This window comes from Krasilnikovia cinnamomea (assembly GCF_004217545.1).
GTDB lineage: Bacteria > Actinomycetota > Actinomycetes > Mycobacteriales > Micromonosporaceae > Actinoplanes > Actinoplanes cinnamomeus.
This window is the reverse complement of the sequence record NZ_SHKY01000001.1, coordinates 5,224,855-5,237,544: the sequence shown is the minus strand read 5'-3', so window position 1 is coordinate 5,237,544 and position 12,690 is coordinate 5,224,855. Positions and strand designations below refer to the sequence as shown.

The following is a 12,690-nucleotide window of genomic DNA, read 5'->3' as shown; positions in this document are numbered from 1 at the left end:
CGAACGACGTTCGTGCACGGTAGAGAGTTCCCTCCGGCACGCCTGCGAGGTTAGCTGTCGGGTTCGGGCGGGAAGGTTGCCCGGCCGCCAAGGCGGCTTCACCCCGAGGTCCAGTCCGTCCGCCGAACCGGCGGGCGTACTGAGCGGACCGAAGATGGGTCCCCCGTCCCTGCCCCCCATTGCCTTGTCTGGTCGTGCGGTGCGTGGTCGTGTCGCCCGGGCCGGGGCAGGGCTCGGCGTGACCCGGATCGACACGAGCGGCGAGCGATCGCTCACCGCCAGAGACCTTGGTACCTGAATTCGAAGTTCAACGCTTGATCAAGATCGTTAAGAAAAGATGTTGGCACTTTTGGGCGTGTCCGGTTTGCGGCCACAGCGCGACAAATGCCGCCACACTCCGTGGTGCCCCGCTTACCCAGCGGTGAGGGTTACGGGTGAATCACGACACACAAATATCCCCACGAAGGTCGATCATGGCCCTATGTGGACTCGGCCGTTCGGCGTACGTATCTCCCAAAAGGCGTATCCCGGACGTCGGCCGGGCGACCGAATGGTCGGCCGAAGGACGGAGGGCCGTCACGGTGGGGACTGCCCGTCCGACCACTCGACGTAGTGTCCGGCTCCGGTACCCTCGCTCGCGTGACGGACGGGAAGATGCCCCTGCGGGCCAAGGTCGCGAGCTCGGTCTCGCGCACCGCGGCCGCGCTCTCGCGGGCTGCGGGACGCGGCGACGGCTCGGTGATCGGCGGCTGGATCGGCCTCAAAATCGACCCTGACCTGCTGGCCCACCTCGCTGCAGGCCGGGCCATCGCGCTCGTGTCGGGCACCAACGGCAAGACCACCACCACCCGCCTCGCCGCGGCCGCCCTCGGCGTGCTCGGACCGGTCGCCACCAACTCGTTCGGCGCCAACATGCCCACCGGGCACACCTCCGCGCTGGCCAAGGCCGGCGCCACCCCGTTCGCGGTGCTGGAGGTCGACGAGCACTACCTGGCCCGGGTCATCGAGGAGACCTCACCCCGGGTGATCGCCCTGCTCAACCTCTCCCGCGACCAACTGGACCGGGCCAAGGAGGTGGCGATGATGGCGCAGTTGTGGCGCACCGCGCTCGCCGCCCACCCCGACGCGCACGTGGTCGCCAACGCCGACGATCCCATGGTCGTCTGGGCCGCGATCGGCTCGCCGCACGTCACCTGGTTCAGCGCCGGTCAGCGCTGGCATGACGACTCCTGGGTCTGCCCCGAGTGCGGCTCCGCGATCCACCGCGAGGGCGGCGACTGGTTCTGCACCGGCTGCGGACTGCGCCGCCCGCAGGCCCAGTGGCACGTCGAGGACGACGGCGTGGTGGACCCCAACGGCGACTGGCACCTGGTCAAGCTGCAACTGCCCGGCCACGTCAACCTCGGCAACGCGGCCACCGCGCTGGCCGTGGCCGCCGAGTTCGGGGTACGGCCCATCGAGGCGGCCCCCCGGCTCGCCTCGGTCACCTCCGTCGCCGGCCGCTACGCCCAGGTGGAGCGGGACGGACGCACCGTGCGGCTGCTGCTGGCCAAGAACCCGGCAAGCTGGCTGGAGGCGTTCGACATGGCGCAGGACGCGCCGACGCTGCTGGCCGTCAACGCCCGCGACCCCGACGGCCTCGACACCTCCTGGCTGTACGACGTGGACTTCTCCCCGCTGCGCGGACGGCCCGTGCTGATCACCGGTGACCGTGCGTACGACCTCGCGGTGCGACTGGAAGTGAACGACGTGGCCTTCCGGCACGTTAAGACGTTTGACGAGGCGGTACGGGCGACCCCGCCGGGACGCCTCGAAGTGATCGCGAACTACACCGCGTTCCAGGATGTGCGAGCGGAGTTGGACCGTGTCGACTGAGAGCACGCTGCGGATCGTGTGGATCTACCCCGACCTGCTGTCGACGTACGGCGACCGGGGCAACCTGCTGATCCTCGCCCGCCGAGCCGCCCTGCGCGGCATCGGGGTCGAGACCTACGAGGTCCGCTCGGACCAGCCCATGCCCACCACCGCCGACATCTATCTCATCGGCGGCGGGGAGGACGGCCCGCAGGCCCTCGCGGCGCAGCGGCTCATCGCGGACGGCGGGCTGCACCGCGCGGTCGGCCAGGGCGCCGCGGTGCTGGCCATCTGCGCCGGCTACCAGCTGTTCGGCGAGTCGTTCTTCGCCAAGGGCACCCGGTGTGCCGGGCTCGGCCTGCTCGACATCACCTCGGACCGGGGCGAGACCCGCGCGGTCGGCGAGGTCCGCGGCGACATCGACCCGCGGCTGGGCCTGCCCCCGCTGACCGGCTTCGAGAACCACGGCGGCCGTACGCATCTCGGTCCCGGGGTCGCCCCGCTGGCCCGCGTCACCGCCGGCATCGGCAACGACGGGCGCACCGAGGGCGCGTGGGCCGGGAAGATCCTCGGCACGTACGCCCACGGCCCCGCGCTGGCCCGCAACCCAGCGATAGCCGATCTGCTCCTGAGATGGGCGATCGGCGCCGATAGTCTCGTGCCCCTGGATGACACCTGGGCCGACCGGCTCCGGAGCGAACGGCTCGCCGCGGCGGGCACCTGACCAGCACCAGCACCACCTAGTCCTCGACCGGCAACGAGACTGGAGCGGCACGCTGCATGACTGACATCCTGATCGCCCCGCGGGGCGCGCACCCCGCGGACCCTCAGGCCACTCAGCCGACCTCCGTGCCGCAGCCCGAACCCGGCCCCGGCCGCCGTCACCGCCTGGTGCGTTTCGGTGTCCTCGCCGTCGCCGTCGCGGCCCTCGCCGCCGCCGCCGCGCTGCTGCCGTTGCAGGCCATCGCCCACTCCGTCCTCGCGCTCGGCCCGATCGCGGCGGTCGCCATCGCCATCCTCGGCGGGTTCCTGCTCTCCGTCCTGGTCCCCCGCACCGCGATCACCATGGCGTGCGGCGCCCTGCTGGGCCCGGCCACCGGCTCGGTCACCGCGCTGGCCGCGGCCGTCCTCGCGGCGGTCGCCACCTACTACCTCGGCCGGTGGGCCGGCCGAGGGTTCCTCGGCGCGCGGGCGGGCAGCAAGATGGCCCAGCTCGACGGCTGGCTGAACCGGCGCGGGCTCTCCGCGGTGCTGCTGGTCCGCTTCCTGCCGTTGGCCCCGTACGGCCTGGTCGGCTACGCCTACGGCACGACGTCGGTGTGCCGCAAGCGCTACCTGCTCGGCACCACGCTGGCCGCGGTCCCCTCCACGATCTCGTACGCCGTGCTCGGTGCGGCCGTCACGGCCCCCGGCAAGATGAACGCGCTGACCCTGACGCCCGCGATCATCGGGTTCGCGCTCACCGGGGCGATCGTGCTGCGCTGGCGCCTGGCCAACCGCCGCCAGGCCGCGGCCACCGCCGCCCTGGCAACCGCCGCCCCCGCCTGACGTACGCCAGGCTCACCGCACCAACGCCTCGGCCGGAGCCTCGCTCGCACAAACGGCAACCCAGCGGACAAAACGCCAAGCTCGGCCAGACAGGCAGATACGGAACGGCCCGCCGCGCACACGTCGCGGCGGGCCGTCTCCGTCGGAAGGGTCAGACCACGACGCTGACCAGTCGGCCCGCCACGACGATGACCTTCTTCGGCTCGCGGCCGGCCAGCGCGTCGGCGACCGAGGCCAGCGCCGCCGCCCGTACGTCGGCCTCCGGGGTGTCCGGGGCGACCTCGACGCGGCCCCGCACCTTGCCGTTGACCTGCACCGGGTAGGTGATCGATTCGGCCACCAGCTGCGCCGGGTCGGCCTTCGGGAACTCGGCGTACGCCAGGGTGCCGTCGTGGCCCAGCTTGCGCCACAGCTCCTCGGCCAGGTGCGGAGCGAACGGGGACAGCATCAGCACCAGCGGCTCCACCGCCTCCCGCGACGCCACCGGCAGCGGGGTCAGCCCGTTGGTCAGTTCGATCAGCTTGGCGATCGCGGTGTTGAACCGCAGCTCGTCCAGGTCGCCACGGACGCCGTCGATGATCCGGTGCAGCAGCCGCCGGGTCTTGGTGTCCAGCGGCTCGTCGCTGACCCGGACCGCGCCGGTCTCCTCGTCGACGACCAGGCGCCAGGCCCGCTGCAGGAACCGCTGCGAGCCGACCACCGCCCGGGTCTCCCACGGCCGCGAGACGTCCAGCGGGCCCATCGCCATCTCGTACACCCGGAACGTGTCGGCGCCGTAGGCTGCGCACATCTCGTCGGGGGTGACGACGTTCTTCAGCGACTTGCCCATCTTGCCGTACTCGCGGAAGACCTCGGAGTCCTCGTAGTAGAAGGTGCCGTCGCGCTCGACGACCTCCTCGGCGGGCACGATCACGCCGCGCGCGTCGCGGAACGCGTACGCCTGGATGTAGCCCTGGTTGAACAGCTTGCGGAACGGCTCGATCGACGAGATGTGGCCCAGGTCGTGCAGCACCTTATGCCAGAAGCGGGCGTACAGCAGGTGCAGCACGGCGTGCTCGACGCCGCCCACGTACAGGTCGACGCCGCCACAGTCGCCCGGCTTCTTCGGGCCCATCCAGTAGGCCTCGTTCTCGGGGTCGACGAAGACCTTGTCGTTGTGCGGGTCCAGGTAGCGCAGTTCGTACCAGCAGGAGCCCGCCCACTGGGGCATCGTGTTGGTTTCCCGGGTGTAGCGCTTGGGCCCGTCGCCCAGGTCCAGTTCGACCTCGACCCATTCCTTGGCGCGCGACAGCGGGGTCTCCGGCTCGCTGGCGGCGTCGTCGGGGTCGAAGGTGCGCGGCGAGAAGTCGTCCACATCGGGCAGTTCGACAGGCAGCATCGACTCGGGCAGGGCGATCGGCAGGCCGGTCTCGTCGTACACGATCGGGAAGGGCTCGCCCCAGTAGCGCTGGCGGCTGAACAGCCAGTCGCGCAGCCGGTAGGTGGTGGCGCCCCGGCCGTGGCCGTGCTGCTCCAGCCAGTTGATCATCGCGGCCTTGGCCTCGGGCACCCCCAGGCCGTTCAGGAACTCGCTGTTGATCGCGGGACCTTCACCGGTGTACGCGCCCTCGAAGCCGTCCGGCGCCGCGACCGTACGGATGATCGGCAGGTCGAAGACCTCGGCGAACGCCCAGTCGCGCTCGTCCTGGCCAGGCACCGCCATGATCGCGCCGGTGCCGTAACCGGCCAGCACGTAGTCGGCGATGAACACGGGGATGCGCGCGCCGTTGACCGGGTTGGTCGCGTAGCCGCCCGTGAACACGCCGGTCTTGACCTTGGCGTCGGCGGTGCGCTCCTGCTCCGACTTCGCGGCGGCCGCGGCCCGGTACGCGGCGACGGCCCCGCCCGGGGTGGCGTGCCCGCCGGTCCACGCCGCATGGGTGCCCTCCGGCCACGCGGCGGGCACGATCGACGCGACCAGCTCGTGCTCGGGCGCCAGCACCATGTAGGTGGCGCCGAACAGGGTGTCCGGCCGGGTGGTGAACACCGTCACGACCCCGTCGCCGGCCAGCGGGAAGTCGACGTGGGCGCCCGTGGAGCGGCCGATCCAGTTGCGCTGCATCAGCTTGACCGGCTCCGGCCAGTCCAGCGTGTCCAGGTCCTCGACCAGGCGGTCACCGTACGCGGTGATCCGCATCATCCACTGCTTCAGGCTGCGCTGGAAGACCGGGTAGTTGCCGCGCTCGCTGCGCCCGTCCGGGGTGACCTCCTCGTTGGCCAGCACCGTGCCCAGGCCGGGGCACCAGTTCACCGGCGCCTCACTGACGTACGCCAGCCGGAAGCCGTTGACCACCTCGCGCCGCTCGACGCCGGTCAGCTCGGCCCACGGCCGCCCGTCCGGGGTCTGCCGGGTGCCCGCCGCGAACTCGGCGATCAGGTCGTCGATCGGCCGGGCCTTGCGGGCGTCCGGGTCGTACCAGGAGTTGAAGATCTGCAGGAAGATCCACTGGGTCCACCGGTAGTACCCGGGGTCGGTGGTCGAGAAGCTGCGGCGCTCGTCGTACGCCAGCCCCAGCCGGCGCAGCTGCCCCTTGTACCGCTCGATGTTCGCCTCGGTGGTGGTACGCGGGTGGGTGCCGGTCTGCACGGCGTACTGCTCGGCGGGCAGGCCGAACGCGTCGAAGCCCATCGGGTGCAGCACGTTGTACCCGGCCATCCGCTGGTAGCGGGTGTAGCAGTCGGTGCCGATGTAGCCCAGCGGGTGCCCGACGTGCAGCCCGGCCCCCGACGGGTACGGGAACATGTCCTGCACGTGCAGCTTCGGCGCCCCGGCGCGCGGGTGCGCAGGCTCGGCCAGCTCCCCCACCGGGTTGGGCGCGTGGAACGTGCCGTGCTCGGCCCAGTACGCCTGCCAGCGCTCTTCGATCTCCCCGGCCAGCGCCGCGGTGTACCGGAACGGCGGGACGTCCGCCGTGGTGTCGGACTCGCTCATCGTCATCATCTCGTTCGCGGAAGTCGTGGACGGGGTCGGCCTGCTTCAGGGCACAAAAAAGCCCCTCACGCAGGAGGGGGCGCCGTGCTGTCGTCTACCGACGGGTCAGCACGGCTGTGTAAGGAGCAGAAGCGACCGGGCCATGTGTGCATGGTACCGGGTGCCGTGACGGCGGGGTAACCGGTATACCACCGGCCCGCCCCAGGTACGGGACGGGCCGGTGGTCAGCGGATCAGGCGGAGGGGTCGCCGTAGATGGCGAGCTCCGTCGAGTCCATGAATTCGCAGCCGCTGTACGGCGCGTCATCCGAGGTGCACAGGTTCTGGTCCTGCGCCTGGGTCGAGAGCATCGTGTACCGGAGGAACTGCACGCCGGTCCGGCCCGCGGTCAGCGGCACCGGGTTGGCCTTGTTCCAGTTGGCCTCGGTGAACTGCCCCTCGGCGGCCACCGTCCAGGCGGCGCCGTCGGCCGACGTCTCGATCCGGAACCTGCCGGTCGACGCGGTGCCGGCGTCGCCGCAGGTGGCGGTCGCGTCCAGGGTCAGCTCGGCGATGTCGACCGCCCGCGGCAGCTTCAGCACCACCGCCTGTCCGGTGCCGTCCTTGACGATGTCCGAGCCCCAGCCCGAGCCGTACGACAGGTCGAACAGGTGCTTCGGGCCACAGCCGTACTGGGTGTAGTCCGGGCCGGTGGCGGTCACGACGCTGCTGCCACCACTGGTCGACGCCCAGTCACGGCGCATCGGCCAGTCGACCACGTTCGCCCGGGCGCCGACGGAGAGCGTCTTGACCACGGAGTCGTATCCGGCGCCCTTGGCGAACACCTTGGGGTAGGTGCCGGGCAGCACGTCACTGATCGTGTACGTGCCGTCGGCCCCGGTGGTGGCGACGTAGTCGCCGGCGAAGCCGGAGGTGTGGCCGCCGAAGGCGACCGTCGCCCCGGCCAGGGCCGCACCGGTCTGGCCGTCGGTGATCTTGCCCGTCACGGTGCCGCGCGGGGTGTCGGCCGCGGGCGGCATCGAGAAGTCCTCGACGGGGCGGAAGTCGTCACCGTCGATGGCACCGGCGAAGTAGCCCATGCCGCGGCGCGCGAACACCTGCCAGATCTTCTTCTGCAGCCGGCCGCCGTTGACGACGAGGTCGGCCTGCAGGATCGAGTTGCGCTCGTCGAGGAACGACGGGTTCGCGGGGGAAAGCTCCATCGCCCGCGTCACCAGGGACCGGGACTTGGCGCTGCCGATCGCGTCGCGCAGGTCCCACAGGGTCTGGGCCCAGATCTCGCCGTCCGCGTGCACCTCCTGCTTGCCGCGGACCTTGGCGAAGTCGCCGTACGTGTAGCCGCCGGGGCCCGCGCCCGGGGTGCCCGGGCACAGCGCCGAGGTGCTGCCGACCTTGCAGTCCAGGCCCTCACTGCGCACGCGGTTGAGGCCCGCGGCGACGTACTTGCCGACCACCACGTCGCCCTCGGCCTTGGTGTCCGGCATGTGGCCCTCGCTGACCAGCAGGTCGAACGCGTACCAGTCGCTCCAGGCCTCACCCATCGCGCCGGACTGCACCGCGCCCAGCGTCGAGTCGCCACTGGCGTCGACCACGAGGCGGTTGGACAGGCCGTGCGCGTACTCGTGATACACCGTCTCGGACTCGTCGCCGGAGTTCGCGGCGATGTACGGAGCGGTCGGGTGCGCCGGGTCCGAGTACAGGAACATCTGCATGACCGGCGGGGTGCCGTCCGGCGGGGTGCTCATGTTGGCGTTGTTGAGGTGCTGCCGGTCGGGCAGGCCGTTGCCCGAGTCGGCCCCGTCGAGGGCCTGACCCTGCACCGCGTCGCCGTCGACCGCCTCGAAGTTGCCCGCGGACCGGCCGAAGCCGATCGGGCGCGCGGCCAGGTGATCGTGGAACTTGCCGATGAAGTAGTACATCTGCACCGCGCCCTGGCTGCGGTTCTTCTGCCAGGAGTACGGCACCTTCGGGTCCCACGAGCACTGGTACACCGCGGAGCACTTGCCGCCCACCTGCGCGCTGAAGTCCGTGAACGGGAACTTCCAGTTGTTCTCGCCCGCCGGGGCGATCTCCTCGTCCGGGTTGGCCTTGTTGTCGTCGTTGACGTCCGCGTAGACGTGCGCGACGTTGCCCGCCAGCTTCGGCGAGTCCTTCGGCAGCCACTTGTTCAGGTTGACCGGGACCTGCTTGCCGCCGGACGGTGAGCCGGGGTAGTTGGGCCAGGCCAGGCCGTTGTCGCGGTGGGCGACGATGCTCTGCCGGAACAGGACCGTGCCGTTCTGGGCGTCGACGACGTGGATCCAGCCCTCGTCCATCGCGAGGACCCGCCAGGCCAGGCGCGGACCGGCCGCGGTCTGGAACATGACCAGCTTCGCCGAGCCCTTGTCCGAGAACGTGGTGGCCTGGGTCGCGCCCGCGGCGGGTGCGACGACCGTGGCCCGGGAGTCACCGAAGACGTTGTCGACCGCGGTGGCGCGGGCCTTCTCGGCGCTCAGCGCGGCCTTGCCCGGGGTGCCGGGCAGCGCGGCCAGCGGCGAGCCGTCGACCTGGACGAGGCGTCCGTCCTTGGTGACGTGCGCCTTGAGGCCGTTGCCGAACACCGGCACGCCGTCCACGCTCTGGATGAAGCTGAGGTGGTGGGTACCGGCGACATCGACGTAGTCCTTGCGCAGCTGCAGCTGGTCGACCGCGGCGGCGCTGAGACCGAAGACGTCGGAGTGCGCCTTGACGTAGTCGAGCGCGACGGCCTCTGGCTTCTTGCGGCTGGCGGTGGTGAGGAAACCGTCGAGCCGGGCGACCCGCCGGGGCGTACCCGTGGCGTTGTCGATGTCGACGATGCCCTGCACGCCGAGCTGGTCGCGCAGCTTGCGCGCCGGGCTGCCCGGCTTGGCCGCGGCGGCCAGGCGCTGCGCCGCGACGCCCGCGCTCCTGGCCGCGACCTCGGGCCTGGCAGCAGTGACGTTCAGTGATTCACGCGAGTCGTAGTTGGCGAGTTCCTCGCCGGTCTCGCCCGAGGCGCCGCCCACGGCACCCTTCGGCTTCGGTGCGGCGGCGTACGCCTGGGCGGGGAGTAGCCCCGCGAGTAGGACGACGCCCGCGGCTGCTGCCCCCCACCGCCGGTTCAGCGACGGTGTTGACAACGGTCTCATCAAGGCCCCTCTCGGCCGGGCTCGGGTGGAACCCTCGCCAAGCCTGGTGCCCCGCGCCGATTCCACCCCACGTCTGTGGCCCGTTGATCGGTGATCATCTTTGTCCGGGAGGCAAAGATCCATACAGCTACATGTTTCTTTATGTAGTCGAGATGTACGTGTCCGTGTTCTCACCTGCGTAGGAACGCCACCGGCCCGCCCCGTGAGCACGGGACGGGCCGGTGGTTGCTCGCGGATCAGGCGGAGGGGGCGCCGTAGATGGCGAGCTCCGTCGAGTCCATGAACTTGCAGCCGCTGTACGGCGCGTCCGGCGTGGTGCACACGCCCAGGTCCTGCGCCTGGCTCGAGAGCATCGTGTAACGCAGGAACTGCACACCGGTCTTGCCCGCGGTCAGCGGCACCGGGTTGGCCAGGCCGCGGTTGGCCGCGGTGAACTGGCCCGTGGCGGCCACGGTCCACGCGGCACCGTCGGCCGACGTCTCGATCCGGAACTTGCCGGTCGAGGCGCTCCCGGCGTCACCGCAGGTCGCGGTCGCGTCCAGGGTCAGTTCGGCGATGTCCACCGCCCGCGGCAGCTTGAGCACCACGTTGAAGCCGTCCGGACCCGTCACGTCGGAACCCCAGCCGGAGCCGTACGACTGGTCGAACAGGTGCTTCGGGCCGCAGCCGAACTCGGTGTAGTCCGGGCCCGTGGCGCTGACCACGCTGCTACCGCCCGCGATGGCGGCCCAGTCGCGGCGCAACGCCCAGTCGACCGTGTTCGTCCGGGCGCCGACGGAGACCGTCTTGACCACGGAGTCGAACCCGGCGCCCTTGGCGAACACCTTGGGGTAGGTGCCCGGCAGCACGCCACTGATCGTGTACGTACCGTCGGCCGCCGTCGTGGCCAGGTAGTCGTTGCCGAAGCCCGAGGTGTGCCCGCCGAAGCCGACGGTCGCCCCGGCCACCGCCGCACCGGTGTCGGTGTCGGCGACCTTTCCGGTCACCGTGCCGCGCGGGGTGTTGGCCGCGGGCGGCATCGAGAAGTCCTCGACCACCTCGGCGTCGTCGCCGTCCACGGCACCGGCGAAGAAGCCCATGCCGCGCTTGGCGAACACCTTCCAGATTGTCTTCTGCAGCTGGCCACCGTTGACCACGAGGTCGGCCTGCAGGATCGAGTTGCGCTCGTCCAGGAACGACGGGTTCGCCGGGGACAGCTCCATCGCCCGGGTCACCAGCGACCGGGCCTTGCTGCTGCCGATCGCCTTGCGCAGGTCCCACAGGGTCTGCGCCCAGATCTCACCGTCCGCATGCACCTCCGGACCATCGGCGATCTTGCCGAAGTCGCCGTACGTGTAGCCGCCCGGGCCGGAGCCCTCGGTCCCGGTGCAGTTCTGTGCCGTGCTGCCGACCGCGCAGTCCAGGGCCTCGCTGCGGAACGGGCCGCCACCGGCGACGTACTTGCCGATCTGCAGTTCGCCGTCCTTGGCGGTGTCCTTCTCGTAGCCCTGCGACGCCAGGTAGTCCATGGCGTACCAGTCGCTCCAGGCCTCGCCCATGGAGCCCGCCTGCACCGTGCCCAGGGTCGAGACGCCGTTCGCGTCGACCACGAGACGGTTCGACAGGCCGTGGGTGTACTCGTGGTAGACGATTGCTGCCTCGTCACCGGAGTTGCTGGGGATGAACGGGTCCGGCGGGAGGTTGGGGTCCGGGTTCGGGTTCGGGAACAGGTACATCTGCATGACCGGCGGGGTGCCGTCCGGCGGGGTGTTCATGTTCGCGTTGTTGACGTGGTCGCGGTCCGGCAGGCCGTTGGCGGTGTCCGCGCCGTCCAGGGCCTGGCCCTGCACCGCGTCGTCGTCGACCGCCTCGAAGTTGCCCGCGGCGCGGGTGAAGCCGATCGGCCGGGCGTTCAGGTGGTCGTGGAAGGTGCCGAGGAAGGTGAAGAGCTGGGTGGCGTTCTGGCCACGGTTCTTCTGCCACGAGTAGGGCACCTTCGGGTCCCAGGAGCACTGGAACGCCGCGGTACACGCGCCGCCCACCTGCGCGGTGAAGTCCGTGAACGGGTACTTGAAGCTGCGCTTGCCCGACGGTGCGACCTCTTCGCTCGGGTTGGCCACATTGTCGTCGTTGACGTCGGTGTAGACGTGCGCGACGTTGCCGGCCAGCTTCGGCGAGTTGTTCGGCAGCCACTTGCCGAAGTCGACCGTGACCTGCTTGCCGCCCGACGGGGCGCCCGGGTAGTTCGGCCAGGCCAGGCCGCTGTCCTTGGCTACCGTGCTCTGCCGGAACAGGATCGTGCCGTCCTGCGCGTCGATGACGTGGATGTAGCCCTCGTCCATCGCGACGGTCTGCCACGCCAGGCGGGGCCCGGCCGCGGTCTGGAACATGACCAGCTTCGCGGAGCCGTTGTCCGAGAACGTGGTGGTCTTCGTGGCGCCGGCGCCGCGGGTGACGACCTTGGCGTTCGAGTCGCCGAAGACGTTGCCGACCGCGGCGGCGCGCGCCTTCTCGGCGGTCAGCGTGGCCGTGCCCGGGGCGCTGGGCAGCGCGGCCAGCGGGGAGCCGTCGACCTGGACGAGACGGCCGTCCTTGGCGACGTGCGCCTTGATGCCGTTGCCGAACACCGGCACGCCGTCCACGCTCTGGATGAAGCTGAGGTGGTGGGTGCCCTCGATGTCGACGTAGTCCTTTCGCAGTGTAAGATCATCGACGGCCGTCGCGCTGAGGCCGAATACGTCCGCGTTCGCCTTGACGTAGGCGCGGGCGATGGCTTCGGGCCGCTTGCGGCTGGGCCCGGTCAGGAAACCGTCGAGCTTGGTGACGCGGCGCGGGGTACCCGTGGCCCGGTCGAGGTCGACGATGCCCTGGACGCCGAGCTTGTGGCGCAGCTTGCGGGCCGGGCTGCCGGGCTTGGCGGCGGCGGTCAGGCGCTGCGCGGCGACGCCGGCGGCTTTCGTGGTGACCGCGGGCTTCGCGGCGGGCGGGTTCAGGTAGTCCCGCGAGTCGTAGTTCGCGAGTGCCTCGCCATTGCTGGGCTTGTCCGCAGCGCCCGCGGCGCTCCTGGGTTTGGGTGCGGCGTCCGCCTGGGCGGGGAGTAACCCCGCAAGCAGGACGACGCCGGCGGCTGCTGCCCCCCACCGCCGGTTCAGCGACGGTGCTGACAACGGTCTCATTCAAAGGCCCCTCT

Annotated in this window: 6 protein-coding genes and 1 riboswitch; of the genes, 3 read left to right on the top strand and 3 right to left on the bottom strand. The window is 70.9% G+C overall.

Annotated elements, in window-relative coordinates; genetic code table 11:
• Window positions 1-24 precede the first annotated feature (24 nt).
• A riboswitch (cyclic di-AMP (ydaO/yuaA leader) is annotated at window positions 25-156 on the bottom strand.
• A 498-nt stretch (window positions 157-654) separates the two neighbouring features.
• Genes EV385_RS23980 through EV385_RS23970 form a run of 3 tightly spaced genes read left to right on the top strand, consistent with a single transcriptional unit; the run spans window position 655 to window position 3,402 of the window.
• A complete protein-coding gene (locus EV385_RS23980) occupies window positions 655-1,875 on the top strand; it encodes a Mur ligase family protein (protein WP_130513520.1) in 1,221 nt (406 codons plus the stop codon).
• Window positions 1,865-2,578, top strand: coding sequence for a type 1 glutamine amidotransferase (locus EV385_RS23975; RefSeq protein WP_130511499.1), 714 nt, complete (start codon window positions 1,865-1,867; stop codon window positions 2,576-2,578). Before EV385_RS23980 ends, EV385_RS23975 begins: the two co-directional genes overlap by 11 nt.
• Window positions 2,579-2,634: 56 nt before the next feature.
• Complete coding sequence (locus tag EV385_RS23970) at window positions 2,635-3,402, top strand: TVP38/TMEM64 family protein (RefSeq protein WP_130511498.1); 768 nt, start codon at window positions 2,635-2,637, stop codon at window positions 3,400-3,402.
• 151 nt (window positions 3,403-3,553) lie between these two features.
• Here the strand turns inward: EV385_RS23970 and leuS are convergent, their stop codons facing one another.
• The 3 genes from leuS to EV385_RS23955 all read right to left on the bottom strand — a co-directional run bounded on the left by leuS (window position 3,554) and on the right by EV385_RS23955 (window position 12,676).
• On the bottom strand, window positions 3,554-6,373 hold the full coding sequence (gene leuS, locus EV385_RS23965; RefSeq protein WP_130511497.1) for a leucine--tRNA ligase: 2,820 nt from the start codon (window positions 6,371-6,373) through the stop codon (window positions 3,554-3,556).
• Between the two features lie 232 nt (window positions 6,374-6,605).
• On the bottom strand, window positions 6,606-9,521 hold the full coding sequence (locus EV385_RS23960; protein WP_130511496.1) for a M36 family metallopeptidase: 2,916 nt from the start codon (window positions 9,519-9,521) through the stop codon (window positions 6,606-6,608).
• 236 nt (window positions 9,522-9,757) lie between these two features.
• Window positions 9,758-12,676 carry a M36 family metallopeptidase gene (locus tag EV385_RS23955; protein WP_130511495.1) on the bottom strand — a complete coding sequence of 973 codons (2,919 nt, stop codon included), beginning with the start codon at window positions 12,674-12,676 and terminating at the stop codon, window positions 9,758-9,760.
• Window positions 12,677-12,690: the final 14 nt, after the last annotated feature.

Coding starts and splice junctions, on each gene's coding strand:
- EV385_RS23980 (WP_130513520.1), top strand. CDS start 655: ATGCCCCTGCGGGCCAAGGTCGCGAGCTCGGTCTCGCGCACCGCGGCC.
- leuS (WP_130511497.1), bottom strand. CDS start 6,373: ATGAGCGAGTCCGACACCACGGCGGACGTCCCGCCGTTCCGGTACACC.
- EV385_RS23955 (WP_130511495.1), bottom strand. CDS start 12,676: ATGAGACCGTTGTCAGCACCGTCGCTGAACCGGCGGTGGGGGGCAGCA.
- EV385_RS23960 (WP_130511496.1), bottom strand. CDS start 9,521: ATGAGACCGTTGTCAACACCGTCGCTGAACCGGCGGTGGGGGGCAGCA.
- EV385_RS23970 (WP_130511498.1), top strand. CDS start 2,635: ATGACTGACATCCTGATCGCCCCGCGGGGCGCGCACCCCGCGGACCCT.